Origin of the sequence: Kribbella sp. NPDC003505 (genome assembly GCF_040610875.1) — a bacterium.
In the GTDB taxonomy this organism is placed as follows: Bacteria; Actinomycetota; Actinomycetes; order Propionibacteriales; family Kribbellaceae; genus Kribbella.
This window is the reverse complement of sequence record NZ_JBEXNA010000003.1, coordinates 188,932-202,963: the sequence shown is the minus strand read 5'-3', so window position 1 is coordinate 202,963 and position 14,032 is coordinate 188,932. Positions and strand designations below refer to the sequence as shown.

The 14,032-nt window shown below is 70.2% G+C and carries 15 protein-coding genes; 1 reads left to right on the top strand and 14 read right to left on the bottom strand.

Annotated features, from left to right (window positions below; genetic code table 11):
• Positions 1 to 34: 34 nt before the first annotated feature.
• Genes ABZX12_RS10010 through ABZX12_RS10000 form a run of 3 tightly spaced genes read right to left on the bottom strand, consistent with a single transcriptional unit; the run spans position 35 to position 956 of the window.
• Positions 35 to 442 carry a type II toxin-antitoxin system VapC family toxin gene (locus ABZX12_RS10010; protein WP_355691661.1) on the bottom strand — a complete coding sequence of 136 codons (408 nt, stop codon included), beginning with the start codon at positions 440 to 442 and terminating at the stop codon, positions 35 to 37.
• On the bottom strand, positions 439 to 705 hold the full coding sequence (locus ABZX12_RS10005) for a type II toxin-antitoxin system Phd/YefM family antitoxin (RefSeq protein ID WP_355691660.1): 267 nt from the start codon (positions 703 to 705) through the stop codon (positions 439 to 441). Before ABZX12_RS10005 ends, ABZX12_RS10010 begins: the two co-directional genes overlap by 4 nt.
• A gap of 50 nt (positions 706 to 755) precedes the next feature.
• Positions 756 to 956 (bottom strand): hypothetical protein, encoded by a 201-nt coding sequence (locus tag ABZX12_RS10000; protein WP_355691658.1) that lies wholly within the window; start codon positions 954 to 956, stop codon positions 756 to 758.
• A gap of 120 nt (positions 957 to 1,076) precedes the next feature.
• Between ABZX12_RS10000 and ABZX12_RS09995 the strand changes: the two genes are divergently transcribed.
• Positions 1,077 to 2,204 (top strand): ADP-ribosylglycohydrolase family protein, encoded by a 1,128-nt coding sequence (locus ABZX12_RS09995; RefSeq protein WP_355691657.1) that lies wholly within the window; start codon positions 1,077 to 1,079, stop codon positions 2,202 to 2,204.
• On the opposite strand, the gene ABZX12_RS09990 is transcribed toward ABZX12_RS09995, so the two are convergent.
• From ABZX12_RS09990 to ABZX12_RS09940, 11 genes are all read right to left on the bottom strand, one after another.
• Positions 2,189 to 3,769, bottom strand: coding sequence for an FAD-binding protein (locus tag ABZX12_RS09990; protein WP_355691655.1), 1,581 nt, complete (start codon positions 3,767 to 3,769; stop codon positions 2,189 to 2,191). The two genes, ABZX12_RS09995 and ABZX12_RS09990, sit on opposite strands and share 16 nt — an antisense overlap.
• A gap of 90 nt (positions 3,770 to 3,859) precedes the next feature.
• Complete coding sequence (locus tag ABZX12_RS09985) at positions 3,860 to 4,567, bottom strand: A24 family peptidase (RefSeq protein ID WP_355691653.1); 708 nt, start codon at positions 4,565 to 4,567, stop codon at positions 3,860 to 3,862.
• Positions 4,568 to 4,587: 20 nt separating this feature from the next.
• Complete coding sequence (locus ABZX12_RS09980; RefSeq protein WP_355691651.1) at positions 4,588 to 5,640, bottom strand: DUF2330 domain-containing protein; 1,053 nt, start codon at positions 5,638 to 5,640, stop codon at positions 4,588 to 4,590.
• A 14-nt stretch (positions 5,641 to 5,654) separates the two neighbouring features.
• Entirely contained in the window at positions 5,655 to 7,235 is a 1,581-nt protein-coding gene (locus ABZX12_RS09975) for an FAD-dependent oxidoreductase (protein WP_355691649.1), read from the bottom strand.
• Positions 7,222 to 8,073 (bottom strand): shikimate dehydrogenase, encoded by an 852-nt coding sequence (locus ABZX12_RS09970; protein ID WP_355691647.1) that lies wholly within the window; start codon positions 8,071 to 8,073, stop codon positions 7,222 to 7,224. Before ABZX12_RS09970 ends, ABZX12_RS09975 begins: the two co-directional genes overlap by 14 nt.
• On the bottom strand, positions 8,046 to 9,239 hold the full coding sequence (gene mltG / locus ABZX12_RS09965) for an endolytic transglycosylase MltG (RefSeq protein ID WP_355691645.1): 1,194 nt from the start codon (positions 9,237 to 9,239) through the stop codon (positions 8,046 to 8,048). The genes ABZX12_RS09970 and mltG overlap by 28 nt, the downstream gene beginning before the upstream one ends.
• Positions 9,236 to 9,694 carry a Holliday junction resolvase RuvX gene (gene ruvX / locus ABZX12_RS09960; RefSeq protein ID WP_355691643.1) on the bottom strand — a complete coding sequence of 153 codons (459 nt, stop codon included), beginning with the start codon at positions 9,692 to 9,694 and terminating at the stop codon, positions 9,236 to 9,238. The genes mltG and ruvX overlap by 4 nt, the downstream gene beginning before the upstream one ends.
• Positions 9,695 to 9,718: 24 nt before the next feature.
• Positions 9,719 to 12,388 (bottom strand): alanine--tRNA ligase, encoded by a 2,670-nt coding sequence (gene alaS, locus ABZX12_RS09955; protein WP_355691641.1) that lies wholly within the window; start codon positions 12,386 to 12,388, stop codon positions 9,719 to 9,721.
• Between the two features lie 5 nt (positions 12,389 to 12,393).
• Positions 12,394 to 12,630, bottom strand: coding sequence for a DUF6167 family protein (locus tag ABZX12_RS09950; RefSeq protein ID WP_355691639.1), 237 nt, complete (start codon positions 12,628 to 12,630; stop codon positions 12,394 to 12,396).
• Positions 12,627 to 13,037: a DUF948 domain-containing protein gene (locus ABZX12_RS09945; RefSeq protein ID WP_167209706.1), complete on the bottom strand. Its 411-nt coding sequence runs from the start codon at positions 13,035 to 13,037 to the stop codon at positions 12,627 to 12,629. Before ABZX12_RS09945 ends, ABZX12_RS09950 begins: the two co-directional genes overlap by 4 nt.
• A gap of 187 nt (positions 13,038 to 13,224) precedes the next feature.
• A complete protein-coding gene (locus ABZX12_RS09940) occupies positions 13,225 to 13,974 on the bottom strand; it encodes an excalibur calcium-binding domain-containing protein (RefSeq protein ID WP_355691637.1) in 750 nt (249 codons plus the stop codon).
• Positions 13,975 to 14,032: the final 58 nt, after the last annotated feature.

Genomic DNA, 14,032 nt, shown 5'->3' with positions numbered 1-14,032 from the left:
CTTCCACGCCGCACTCGCCCTCCGGACAGCGGTCTCAGCCGAAGGGATTGAGCAGCCGCGCGCCGGTCCGCTCGACATCTTTGGTGTTGCGAGTGACGAGGGTCCAGTCGTGCACGAGCGCGGTTGCTGCCATCAACCCGTCGGCCAGCGGGAGCGGTTCGCTCGCGTTCAGCCGGCCCCACGCCTCGGCGACCTCCAGGGACACCGGGACGATCCGGTCCGAATAGCCACTGACGAGTCGCTGCCGCCAGTCGTCGAGCGCAGCCGCCTGCTTCGGATCCCTGGTCGCGAGCCGCTCGACACCCTGCTTGATCTCTCCGACCACGAGAACGCTCAGATACAGCTGGGCCGATCTGACCGACTTGAGCCAGTCGACCACACCCGAGTTCGGGGACTTCTTGCGCAGCTCCGACACGACATTCGTGTCGAGCAGAAACTTCATTCGACGTCCACCTGCCGCACTGGCTCCGTCGACCGCTCGATCTCCAGATCGCTCACCTCTGGCGCCGAGGCCAGGAAACTCTTGAAGTCGTCCACCAGGTCCACCCCGATCATCCGCCGATAGTCCACGATGTCGAGCACCACAGCGACTTGCTGCCCGTGCTTGGTGACGATCTGCGGACCGCTGGTCTGGACCGCGCGAATCAGCTCACTGAAGTGCTGTTTTGCTTCCTGCAGTTGCCACTGTCCAGCCGTAACCGTCATCCCATCACCTCGTGAAACAGTCTAGACAGACTGGACAGAATTTTCCAAACTCAGCCGCAGGCCTGGTTCTCCTGGGTCGGGCCGGTGCGGACCGCGAGGACCGCGTTGAACGTCTTGGCGATCGGGGAGTCCTGGCAGCTGGTGCTGGCCGTCGCTGCCTGACCGCCGGCGATCGCGGCGCCCGTGAGGGCGGCTGTGGCGAGGGCCGCCACGGCCAGGCGCCCGGCGGTACGACGGAATGCGGTGGTCATCCTGCGCTCCTTCGAACGATCTGCTGATACAACGACCGTAGAAGCCAGAAGCGCCGCACGAACTGGCCCTGGAACCCGTCCTGGGGTAGCGCTGGCACCACCCCTCTATAGGGTCCTGGCATGACGCAGGGCATGACTCGAGGGGCTGAGGAGACGTGGCGGGCGCGGGTGCGTGGGTGCCTGCTGGGCGGTGCGATCGGGGATGCGCTCGGCGGACCGGTCGAGTTCGAGGACGGTCGGTCGATCGTCGCGAAGCACCCGGACCGCGTGCGGACGTTCGTCGACGGCGGGCCCGGCTGGCCGCCGGGCACGATCACCGACGACACCCAGATGACGCTGTTCACGATGGAAGGCCTGATCCGGGCGAGCGTACGGACCGACCGCGGGCTCGGCTTCACCGTGGCGGTCGTCCAGCACGCGTACGACCGGTGGCTGGACACCCAGAATCTCCCGGGACCGACCGGCGAGCCCGACGGCTGGCTGCTGGGCGAGCAGTGGCTGTACGCCCGCCGCGCGCCGGGCAACACCTGCCTGACCGCGTTGACCGAGGCCCGCAAGGGCGAGCCGCGCATCCCGCAGTACGGCGACCAGGCCGTCAACGACTCGAAAGGCTGCGGCGGCGTCATGCGGGTCGCGCCGTTCGGGCTGCTGCCCGACTACTTCCCGGCCGACTGGATCTTCGACTCGGCCGCGACCGCCGCCGGGTACACGCACGGCCACCCGACCGGCAAGCTCGCGTCCGGCGCACTGGCAGTGATCATCCGCGAGCTGTGCGCCGGAGCGAGCCTCGACGAGGCGATCACCCGCGCCACCAGCCTCCTCGTCCAGCACGAGGGCCACGAGGAGACCAGCACGGCGCTCGCGCTCGCCAGGCACCTCGCGGCGACAGCACCGGCCGGACCGGTCACGGTCGAGCGTCTCGGTGGCGGGTGGGTCGCCGAGGAGGCGCTCGCGATCGCCGTCTTCGCTGCCCTGTCCTACCCCGAGCCCGAGCAGTTCCTCGACGCACTCGCGCTGGCCGTCACGCATTCGGGCGACAGCGACTCGACCGGCGCGATCTGCGGGAACATCCTCGGTGCCCTCCACGGCGAGACGGCGCTGCCCGCCGAGCTCGTCTTCACCGTCGAGGGACGTCCGGTCATCCTCCAGATTGCCGACGACTTCGCGCTGGAGTTCACCCAAGGCAAGCGGCTGCACGGCGACTACGGGCCGTACACCGCGTGGACGAACCGCTACCCGGGCGGCTGAATCGAGAGTTTGTGCTGGAACACGTTGCGCGGATCCCACTTCGCCTTGATCTGCTGCAGCCGCAGGTAGTTCCCCAGGTAGTACAGGTCGTGCCACGGCACCCCGGACGTGTTGTACGCCGGATCCGCCAGGTCCACGTCCGGGTAGTTGATGTACGACCCGGCGTTGATTGCGTCCGGCACCGGGACGCCGCCCGTGCCGCGGTAGATGTCGGCGTACACCTTCCGCGCCCACCCGATGTGCTTGCCGTCGTCGGCCGCTGCGGACCACGACGCGCTCAGCACCATCTTGGCGACCACGTCCCGCTGCGCGGCGGCGGTCGCGCCGGACGGCACCGTGTTCACCTTGCCGCCGTACGGGATCAGCAGCACCGAGGACTCCGGCCCGCTGTACGTCGTGTCCGTGAGCCCGTGGTACATGGCGAGGATCTGCTCGTCGGTGTACCCCTTCTTCAGGTAGCCGGCCTTGTACTTCCCGCGGCCGGGTGACGGCGTCTCCGCGATCGACCGCTCCATCGTGGTGTGCAGGAACGCTCCCTCGCCGACATCGATCACCTGCGGCTTCGGGTCCACGCCGGCGACCATCGCGGCGTTGAACGCGTTCATCAGTCCGGCCGCGTCCGGCGCGGCCGCGTCGATCTGCGTGGACAGCAGGAACTGGCCCGCCGACGAGTGCGTCAGGATGAACGGCGCGTAGAGCGTCGCATACGGCGAGTCGGGGGTGTTGTGCTGCTCGAAGAACGTGAACCAGTTCCGCACCGTGCGCAGGACCCCGGCCTGGGTCATCGTCTTCCAGTCGTAGAGCAGCAGGCTGGACCGCAACGCGGCCGGTGCCTTGGGCAACGAGTCGGCCGGTGACCGGCCGGACGCGCCGGCGGTCCGCATCAGGTACCGGGTGACGACGCCGAAGTTCCCGCCGCCGCCACCGGTGTGCGCCCACCACAGGTCGCGGTGCGCGTTGTCCCGCGTGGCGACGACGGACCGCGCCCGTCCACGAGCGTCGACGACGACGATCTCCACCCCGTAGAGATGGTCGACGACCGACCCGTACTTCCTGGACAACGGTCCGTAGCCGCCCCCGGCGAAATGGCCGCCGACGCCGACGCTCAGGCACCCGCCGCCCGGCACCGTGACACCCCAGCCGTAGAAGAGGGCCTTGTAGACGGTCTCGAGCGTCGCGCCCGCGCCGATCGAGAAGGCGCGGTACCGCGGGTCCCACGTCACGGCGTCGGACGTCGACAGGTCGAGCAGCACCTCGACGTCGCCGCTGTCGACGAAGTCCTCGAAGCAGTGCCCGCCACCGCGCACCGCGATCCGCTTCCCGCTCCGGACCGCCTCCTGCACGGCCGCGACCGCGTCCTCGGTCGACCTGATCACCCGCGCGTAGTCGGGTTTCGCGACGAACCGGCGGTTCTGGCCGCGCAGCACCAGGTCCTGGTACCGCGCGTCGTCCGGACCGATCGTGTCACCCACGACGACCGGCGCCGCCGACGCCGTACCAGGGATGGCGAGCGCGGCACCCGCGACAGCGGTTCCGGCCAGGAGACCGCGACGACTGACTGGCATTGAGTTTCCCTCCCGAGAGTTCGAATGCTTCGACCCTAGGAAGGCAGGCGGTGTCCGCACATCAACCATCTGGCTGAGTCCGGTACTCCGCTATCCGGCGTACAGCCGCTCCAGCGGCGCACCCAGCAGCACACCGGCCAGCGCCCCGGCGAGCATGAACGGCCCGAACGGGACCATCTGTTTGCGGGTCATCACGCGGGTCGCGATCAGCACGATCCCGACGATCGAGCCGAGGAAGAACCCGCCGTACAACCCGGATGCGAACTCGCCCCAGCCGAGCCAGCCGAGCGCAAGCCCGAGCAGCCCCGACAACCGCACGTCGCCGAACCCGACACCGCGCGGGAACGCGAACCACAGCACGTAGAACACCGCGAACCCGATCGCTCCCGCGATCGCTGCCCGGCGCAACGATCCCCACTCCCCCGTCGCCGCCGCCGCGGCCACGAGTCCGGCGCCGACGACCGCGTACGTCGGCCAGATGATCACCGACGGCAGGAACCGCGTCCGCGCGTCGATGTAGCCGAGGATCGCGCCCGCCACCGCCAGCACGAGCCACGTCGGCAGCACCGCATCCAGACCGAGGAACAGGCCGAGCAAGCCGCCGGCGACCGCAGCCAGTCCGCCGCACCAGTACGCCGCGCGCGGACCGGCCAGTGCCGCGTACGGCACCTTCGTCTCACCCTCGTCCAGCTCCGGCTCGGGAATGCGGCGCATCAGCCAGGGACCGAGCACGGCCGCCACGGAACCACAGACGACCACGCCGATCCCGGCAGCGAGCAACGCGTTGTCAGCCGGCACGATCGACGACCCTAGACGATCTACCGGCCGGCGCGCGCGGCCGCCCGCCGGGCCAGCACCCGCGCGAGCACCACGGCGCCGATGCCGAGCAGCAGCACGAAGCCGAACAGCACCGCGACGGTGCTCCAGAACCCCTCGTTGCGGGTGACGTAGGTGATCCGCTGGTACTCGTCGTCGTTCGCGGCCCGGGTGAACGTGAAGTCGTCGGTGATCCGGCCCGGCTCGCGGTATGTCGCGGTGTACGCGGTCAGGAAGTCGGCCGGCTTCGGCAGCGCCTCCATCTCGACCCGGCCGGCGAACAGCAGCTCAGGAGTGACCGCGGCGTCCGGCACCTTCGTCGCGTCCACCCGGTGCTCCGCCGCGACGTACACCGTCACCGTCTGCGTCGTGGTCGCGCCCTTGCTCAGCCGCATCGGGTACACGATCCGGTCCGACGCGAAGGTCAGCCGCAGCGGCGGCGTCCGCCCGGACAGGCTCTCGCCGTCCCGCTTCGGCGCGAGCTTCACCGCGACAATCTCCCACTTCTCGGTCAGGTACGGCGTGAGGTTCGCGGCCAGGGTCGCCGGGACGACGTACCCGTTCGTGCGCAGCCAGTCCGTGACCGCCGCCCCGCTCGACCCGGACAGCCGGGTGACCGCGAACGGCCCGAGCAGCATCTGCTCCTTGACGCTCACCCCGGCTCCGGGCGCGGGGGCACCGGCCGAGTCTCCGCGACCGCTGCCCATGATCCCGAGATCACGGAACGGCCAGTACGTCTTCTTCACCACGCGCTTCGGCCTGGTCGCCTGGTCGAGCCGGTAGAACAGGTCGTCGTCCTCGCCGAGTTCCACCGTCGCGGCCGCCGGGACCGGCATGATCCAGGCCGCCTTCTTCGACGCGCCGCGCACCGCCATCGAGAGCGTGATCTGCTCGGTGCCGCCCGAGTGCTGCACGAGCGCGTTCTCGCCGTACGCCCGGGCCGCCGACTGCGCGTCCGGCAGGTACCCGCCGCAGGCGCACGCCCAGGCCGGAGTCACCCCGGCCGCGACGAACCCGACAGCCAGCACACCCGCGACCACCCGCCAGAGCTTCACGGGCCGAACACTAGCTAGCCGAAGGTGTACGGCGTGTGGAAGAAGTTCGACGGGTCGTACTTCTTCTTCGCGGCATCCAGTTTCGCCGCGCTCGCGCCGTAGTACGAACTGACCGCCCGGCCGGTCTCGACGTAGTTCACGTAGCCGCCGGCGGAGAACCCGCGCACGGCCCGGTGACCGTTCGCGATGAAGGTCTGCGCGCCAGTGTTCTGCGCCGAGGAGTACCACTGGATGACGGCCAGGGCGCTCCGCCACGGCCACGACGATCCGCCGGCCGGCGTCTTCGCGGCCTGTCCGCCGAGCGGGTCGAGGATCGCCGACGCCGGAGTCCCGGCCCGTGCGGCGGACTTCACCACGCCGAGGAGCCCGGTGATCGTCGCGGCGTCCATCGGGCCCTTGAGCACGTCGGAACCGGCGAGGAATCCCTGGCGCGGACTCGTCGTACCGCCGCCGAGGTACTTGACCGCTTCCAGGTGCGACTTGACCGACAGTGTCCGCGCGGACGCCTTCGCGCCGACGAACGACTCCAGTTGCGCGGCCGCCGCGGTCGCGTCGCCGGTCGTGGACACGCCGAGCACCCGGACCAACAGCGTTCCGTTGCTCTTGGCATCGATGTGCAGGTTGCCCCAGACCGTGGTGGGAGCGCTCTGGGCGAACCTCTGCCAACCACGGACGACGGCCGCGGCCTGCGACTCCGGCCAGGTCAGCCGGAAGAACCCGAGCCTCGTCGCCGGGATCGTGGCGAACTGGAACGACGTCACCACCCCCAGGTTGCCGCCGCCGCTGCCGCGCAGCGCGGCGAACAGCTCGGGCTCGGAGCCGGCGCTGACGGTGTGCGCCTTGCCGTCCGCGGTGACCACACCCATCGACACGACCCGGTCACAGGTCAGACCGTAGGTCCTCGTGTGGATCCCCATCCCGCCGCCGAGGGTCAGGCCGGCCACGCCGACGGTCGGGCAGGTGCCGGTCGGCAGCGACCGGCCGTAGCGGTCGAGGAACGCGTGGACGTCGTACAGGCGGGCTCCGGCGCCGACCGTGAGGACCCCGTTCGCGTAGCTCATGGTCTTCAGGCCGCCGACGTCGAGCTGCAGGCCGTTGGCGATCGTCGACGCGCCGACGTACGAGTGGCCGCCGCTCTTCGCGACGAGGACGAGCTTGTTGGTGCGGGCGAAGTCGATCGCCTTCTGCACGTCGGCCGGGTTCGCCGCCTTCACCACCGCAGTCGGGCGGACGCTGTCCCAGCGGGGGTTGAAGAGCTGGTGCGCGGCGGCGTACCCCGAGGTGGAGGGCAGGTAGAGGCGGCCCTTCAGTGACCTGGCGAAGGTGTTCCAGTTCGGCCCGGCCGCCGTCTGCGTCGGCGCCGACGTGCCGGGGCTGCCGCCCGGTGTCGTGCTCGGGGTTGTGCTCGGCGTCGCGGAAGAATTGGTGCTCGGCGGAGCTGTCGTCGAACGGGTGGCGCTCGGGGTCTGCGACGGGCTCGCCGTACCTCCGGTGTCGTTCGTCGAGTCGCCGCAGCCGGCCACTGTGCCCACGGCTCCGCCGACCCAAACGGCGCCGCCGGCTTTCAGAACGGTGCGACGGTCAAGCAGGCTCACGATCCCCGAGCTCCTCACGCGCGGCAGCCCTCATGGCCGCCAGAGGAGCCGGCGACCTACCCGTCATCATCTCCACCTGGAGGGTCGCCTGATGCACGAGCAGATCAAGTCCGTTCAACAACTCCGTACCGACCCGGTGCGCCGCGATCGCGAGCCGGGTCGGCCACGGGTGGTAAGCCACGTCGAACACCACCGGCGCGACGCCGGCGAAGTGCTCGGCCCACGGGTCGGCCGCGCCGCCGGGCAGTGTCGACACGCACAGGTCGAAGCCGCCGATCTGCTCGACCTGCGAGAAGTCCGCGACCGCCGTCCGGAGCCCGAGCTCCGCGGCCAGGTCGCGCAGGCGCTCGGCCTTGGCGACGTCACGGACGACGAGGGTGACCTCGCTGACCCGCAGACCGCGCAGCGCGGCCAGGGTCGAGGCTGCCGTCGCTCCGCCGCCCAGCACGACCGCGGAGTCCGCGGCGGTGATGCCGCGCTCGGCGAACGCGTTCACCAGCCCCGGTACGTCGGTGTTGTGCGCCGACCGAGATCCGTCCGGCTCGAGCAGCATCGTGTTCGCCGCGCCGATCAGCTCCGCGACCGGGTCCACCGTGTCCACGAGGTCGAGCGCAACGCGTTTCAAAGGCATCGTCAGCGACAGCCCACGGACGTCCTGACCGAGGCCCGCCACGAAACCGGCGAGCTCGGCTTCCTCCACCTCGTACGCGTCGTACCGCCAGTCCAGGCCGAGGGCGGCGTACGCGGCCCGGTGCATCGCCGGCGACAGCGAGTGCGCGATCGGCGAACCGAGCACCGCGCACCGCGTCATCAGCACCGGCCCTTGTGCGCCTGGCACCAGGTCTGGAACTTCTTCACGTTCACCTCGTGCTCCTCGGCCGAGTTCGCGAAGGCGGTCTCACCGGTGTCGAGGTTGATCAGCGTGAAGTACAGCCAGGAGCCCTGGGCCGGGTTGATCGCGGCCCGCAGTTCGTCCCGGGTCGGCGAGTTGATCGGCGTCGGCGGCAGACCCTTGTACAGGTAGGTGTTGTAAGGCGAGTCCGTCCGGCGCTGCTCGGGCGTGGTGTAGACGCCGCCGTCCTTGCCGACCACGTAGTGCACCGTCGAGTCCATCTGCAGCTTCATCCCGGCCGCCAGCCGGTTGTAGATCACCCGGGCGACCTTGGCGTAGTCCTGCGGCTTGTTCGTCTCCGCGCCGATGATGCTGGCCACGATGACCGCCTGGTACGGGTCGAGCTTCTTCCGCGACGCCGTGTTCACCAGGTCCAGCGAGGCCGCGTTCTTCGCGTACTCCGCGGTCATCAGCTTGAGCATCGTGGTCGCGGTGGCGTTCTTCGGCACGTCGTACGTCCCTGGGGCCAGGAAGCCCTCGACGTTGTTGTGCGCGTATGCCGGGAGGCCGAGCGTGGCCGGCTTGGCGATCGCGCCCGCGGCGGCGCCGGCCGGCAGCTTGAGCTTCGAGCCCTGCAGGATCAGCGCGACCTCGGCCTTGGTCTTGCCGGGCGGGACACTGATGCGGGCCACCCTGACCGACTCGGCCGTGTTCAGCATCAGATCCAGTGCGGCCTTGGCCGACATGTGCTTGCGCAGCGTGTACGTCGCCGCCTGGATCTGCAGTGAGCGCGGGTCGTCGCGGGCCACCCGCTCGAAGGCGCGGGCGCTCTTCACGACCTCCTTCTTCTCCAGGGTGTCGGCGATCGACGCGGTCGCCTGGCCCTTGCTGATCTCGACGACCACCGTGCCGGTGCCGGCGCCCTCGTAGTCGGGCGCGGAGAACAGCCCCTCGAGCGCGTCCTTACCCTTGCCGAAGCCGACCACCGCGCCGGCCACCAGGGCACCGACGACGAGCAGCGAGACCAGGCCGGCGAAGCAGCCGAACGCGCGCCGGCCGCGGGCGCGGCGCCGGTTGGCGCGCCGCTCCACGCGGGACTCGGCGCGCAGCCCGAGCCCGCTGCCGAGGTCCTCGCCCTCGCTGGTGTGTTCGTCTACCGACGGTCCGTTCACAGGGGCCTCCCGGGTGGGTTGCCGGTCTCGCGCTCGAGGTCGAGCGCGTGCTGGAGAATCACGACCGCCGCGGCCTGGTCGACCACGGCCCGTCGCTTCGAGCCCTTCTTTCCCCGTTCCCGCAACATCCGCTCGGCGGTGACGGTGGTGAACCGCTCGTCCACCAGCCGCACCGTCGTTCCGGTGTCCTTCTCGTGCACCTTGTCCCGCACCTGCTCCGCCGTCTCCCGGATCTTCACCGCGGCCGGCCCCTCGCCCCCGGACAGGGAACGCGGCAGCCCGACCACGATCTCGAACGCCTCCAGTTCGGCGGCGAGTGCCGCGATCCTATCCAGATCGCCGGGACCACGCCGGACGGTCTCCACAGGCGTCGCCAAGATCCCGTGTGGATCGCTGCTGGCGACGCCGATCCGGGCGTCCCCGATGTCCAGCGCGATCCGCACGCCACGTCTCATCTGGCCATCTCTTTCAGCCGTCTCTCAGCCGGTCACCTGGTGACCGATGGCGTGCTCGACGGCGCTCAGCGCGTCGTCGGCACCGGCCGCGTCCGTGCCGCCACCCTGCGCGACATCGTCCTTGCCGCCGCCCCGGCCGCCGAGCTTCTCGGCCGCGACCCGGACGAGGTCGCCGGCCTTCAGCCGCCACTCGCGAGCGGTGTCGTTGAGCGCGATCACCACGCCGGGCTTGCCGTCGTTCACGCTCAGCACGGCGACAACGGCCGGCTTGTCGTTGCCCATCCGGCCGCGGACGTCCAGCGCCAGCTTGCGCAGGTCGCCGCCGTTGACGCCGTCGGGTGCGCGGTGGCCGACGTACTGGACGCCGAAGACGTCCTTCGGGTCCTTCGCGAGCTCGGCCGCGGCCTCCAGCACCCGCGCGGCGCGGACCCGTTCGAGCTCCTTCTCGGCCACCCGCAGCCGCTCGGCCAGGTCGGCGACCTTGGCGGGCAACTCCTCCGGACGGGCCTTCAGGTTCTCGCTCAGCAGCCGGACCAGCGCCCGCTCGCGGCCGAGGTAGTGCAGCGCCTCCATGCCGACGAACGCCTCGATCCGCCGGACCCCGGCGCCGACCGACGACTCGCCGGTGACGGTCAGCGCGCCGACCTGCGACGAGTGCTTCACGTGCGTGCCGCCGCAGAGCTCACGCGACCACGGCCCGCCGATCTCGACCACGCGGACCTGCTCGTCGTACGTCTCGCCGAACAGCGCCAGCGCACCCCATTCCCGGGCCTCGGGCAGCGACATGTACTGCGCCGACACCGGGAGGTCCTGCCGGACCGCGAGGTTCGCGACCTCCTCGATCTCCGACCGGGTCGCCGCGTCCAGCGCCGACGACCATGCGAAGTCGAGTCGCAGATAGCCGGGCTTGTTGTACGAACCGCTCTGCAGCGCGTTCGGGCCGAGCACCTGGCGCAGCGCGGCGTGCACGACGTGCGTGCCGGAGTGCGCCTGGCAGGCCGAGACCCGCCACTCGTGGTCGACGGCCGCGTGCACGTCCTCGCCCGGACGCAGGACGCCCTCGAGGATCTCGACCTTGTGCACGATCAGGCCCTTGACCGGCCGCTGCACGTCGAGCACCTTCAGCTTCAGGCCGTCACCGGTGATCAGGCCCTCGTCGGCGATCTGGCCGCCGGACTCGGCGTAGAACGGGGTCTTCTCGAGCACGACCTCGACGGTCTCGCCCTGCTCGGCGAACTGCGCGACCGCGCCGTCCCGGAGCAGCCCGCGGACCTGCGAGTCCGACGAGAGCTCTTGGTACCCGGTGAACTCGGTGACGCCCTTCTCCCGCAGCTCCCGGTAGCCCGACGTGTCCGCGTGGCCGGCCTTCTTCGCGCGCGCGTCGGCCTTGGCCCGCTCGCGCTGCTCCTTCATCAGCGAGCGGAAGCCCTCGGTGTCGACGTTCAGGCCCTGCTCGGCCGCCATCTCGATCGTCAGGTCGATCGGGAAGCCGTACGTGTCGTGCAGCTGGAACGCCTTCGCACCCTCCAGTTGGTGCGCGCCGCTCTCCTTGGTCGCCTTGACGGCGACGTCGAAGATCGTCGTACCGGCCGTGAGGGTGCGGCGGAACGCCTCCTCCTCGGCGTACGCGACCTGGCTGATCCGGCCGAAGTCGGTGACCAGCTCCGGGTACGACTTCTGCATCTGCTCCAGGCTCACCGGGAGCAGCTCGACCAGGCTCGGGTCCTCGTAGCCGAGCAGGCGCATCGAGCGGATCGCCCGGCGCAGCAGGCGGCGGAGTACATACCCGCCCTGCTCGTTGCCCGGCGTGACGCCGTCGCCGATCAGCATCAGCGCGCTGCGGACGTGGTCCGCGACGACCCGGAACCGGACGTCGTCCTCGTGCACCGCGCCGTACTTGCGGCCGGTCAGCTCGGTCGCCTTCTCGATCACCGGGTAGATCTCGTCGATCTCGTACATGTTGTCGACGCCCTGCAGCAGGTAGGCCACCCGCTCCAGGCCGAGACCGGTGTCGATGTTCTTCTTCGGCAGCTCGCCGAGGATCGGGTAGCCGTCCTTGCCGCCGCCCTCACCGCGGATGTTCTGCATGAAGACCAGGTTCCAGAACTCCAGGTAGCGGTCGCCCGCCTCCCAGTCCCGGTCGGCGCCGAACTCGGGGCCGCGGTCGATCAGGATCTCCGAGCACGGGCCGCACGGGCCGGGGATGCCCATCGACCAGAAGTTGTCCTTCATGCCGAGCCGGACGATCCGGTCGTCGGGCAGGCCGGCGACCCGCTTCCAGATGTCGATCGCCTCGTCGTCCTCGTAGTACACCGAGGCGTAGAGGACCGACTCGTCGAACCCGTAGCCGCCCTCGTTCTGGGGCTTGGTGACCAGCTCCCAGGCGTACTCGATGGCCTTGTCCTTGAAGTAGTCGCCGAAGGAGAAGTTCCCGTTCATCTGGAAGAACGTGCCGTGCCGGGTGGTCTTGCCGACCTCGTCGATGTCGAGGGTCCGCACGCACTTCTGCACGCTGGTCGCCCGCGGGTACGGCGGGGTCTGCTGGCCGACGAAGTACGGCACGAACTGGGCCATGCCGGCGACGTTGAACAGCAGGTTCGGGTCCGGCGACGGCAGCGGCGCGCTCGGCACCACGGTGTGGCCGCGGTCCTCGAAGTACTGCAGGAACCGCCGCCTGATCTCACTGGTTTCCATGGGTGTTACCGGTAGTCCTCACGATCGTTGGTGTTCTCGATGCCCAGCGCGTCGCGCAGCTCGGTCTCCCGCTCGGCCATGCCCTCGCGGACCTGGTCGCCGAAGTGCCGGACCGCGGCGGCCAGCTTGGCCGCGGACTCCTGGACGCTCTCCGGCGCGAGGATCTGAGCGCGCTTCTTCAGCCGGGTGACGGCGTAGACGCCGACGGCGATCCCGACGATCAGCCAGAAGATCCGCTTCACCGCTTCCGTGCCTTCCGCTCGGCCTTCATCTCGTCCTTGACGCGCTTGGCGACGTCCTTGCGCTGTTGCTCACCGAGTGCCCGCCGTACGCCGTACGTGAACGCGGCCGCCTTCACCAGCGGGCCGCCGGCGGTGGCCGAGAACAGCGACATCAGCGCGGCCGCGTTGGTGGTCACGGTGGTGGCGTTGTCGGTGATCGTGTCCACCTTCGCCAGCTGGGCGTTGGTGGTCGCCACCGTGGTGGTCACCTCGCCGAGCAGCGGGACACTGGAGTCGGAGACGCCCTTCACCATGATCCGGGTCTCGTCGAACACCTTGCCGAGCTTCAGGATCGGATAGGCCAGCAGACCCACCAGGATGAGCAGCGCGCAGGCGGCTATCAGCCCCGCGACTTCACCGACGCTCATGGAAACGATCCACCTTCCGTAGCGACCTCATGCGACCTGACGCGAACTCTCCGCGACTCTGCGCGACTCTCCGCGTCACTGTGGACCGCCTGACCTTATCGCGCGGCGCTGTCACACTCCGCTCCAGGACACCATCCCTCACATCACAGTCCCCCACCAAACCGCAGCACCGGGGACGTGCGAGTTCCTAGGAGTTCCCGTTCTCGCAGGCGATTCCGTCGCCGTTGCGGTCCAGGGCCGCGGTGTAGCCGGGGTCGCCGCGGTACAGCGGCGCCTTGCCGGCGGCGCGGACCTCGGCGCAGTTCTTGTAGACCACGGCCGGGGTGCTGCTCGGGGTCGCCGACGGGGTGGCGGTCGTCGTACCGGACGTCGGCGGGCTCGTGCTCGGCACGGCCGGGGTGGTCGGGGTGGTGCTCGGCGTGGCGCTGGTGGTGCTCGGGGCGGCCGTTGCCGGGGTACCTGTGGACGGAGTGCCCGTGGCAGCGGCGGTCGTCGGCGCCGCCGGGGTTCCCGTCGTGCCGGTGGTCGGGGTTGTCGTCGCCGGGTCGCTCGGGGTGCCGGTCGTCCCGGTCGGAGAGCCGGGCGTCGTCGTACCGGCGGTCGAGCTGTCCGGCGCGGCCGCTGTCCACGGGGTGGCCGGGGTCCAGGCCGTGCTCCACGGCGTACCGGCTTGCAGGGGTTTGCCGACCGGGAGCGACGGCCGGGCGCTCGACCGCGACGTACCTTCCGACCGGCCGTCCGGCGGGGTCGAGGCGCCGACAGAGGACGGCGGCTGCGACTCGGCGGTGTTGTGCGATCCGGTCGGGACGAAGAACCAGGCGCCGGCGGCCGCGACCACGACTGCCGCGAGAACGCCGAGCTTCAGGAGCGGTAGCTGCCGACGGCTGTGCCGTGCTCCGAACTTCCGTGCATGTCGACCTAGGCGGAACTGCCTCACGAGAAAACCCTTCACCCCCAGGCCGAGAGGCAGCCTACCCAATTCATACGCTTCAATC

Coding starts and splice junctions, on each gene's coding strand:
- ABZX12_RS10005 (WP_355691660.1), bottom strand. CDS start 705: ATGACGGTTACGGCTGGACAGTGGCAACTGCAGGAAGCAAAACAGCAC.
- alaS (WP_355691641.1), bottom strand. CDS start 12,388: ATGGAAACCAGTGAGATCAGGCGGCGGTTCCTGCAGTACTTCGAGGAC.
- ABZX12_RS09990 (WP_355691655.1), bottom strand. CDS start 3,769: ATGCCAGTCAGTCGTCGCGGTCTCCTGGCCGGAACCGCTGTCGCGGGT.
- ruvX (WP_355691643.1), bottom strand. CDS start 9,694: ATGAGACGTGGCGTGCGGATCGCGCTGGACATCGGGGACGCCCGGATC.
- ABZX12_RS09945 (WP_167209706.1), bottom strand. CDS start 13,037: ATGAGCGTCGGTGAAGTCGCGGGGCTGATAGCCGCCTGCGCGCTGCTC.
- ABZX12_RS09995 (WP_355691657.1), top strand. CDS start 1,077: ATGACGCAGGGCATGACTCGAGGGGCTGAGGAGACGTGGCGGGCGCGG.
- ABZX12_RS10010 (WP_355691661.1), bottom strand. CDS start 442: ATGAAGTTTCTGCTCGACACGAATGTCGTGTCGGAGCTGCGCAAGAAG.
- ABZX12_RS10000 (WP_355691658.1), bottom strand. CDS start 956: ATGACCACCGCATTCCGTCGTACCGCCGGGCGCCTGGCCGTGGCGGCC.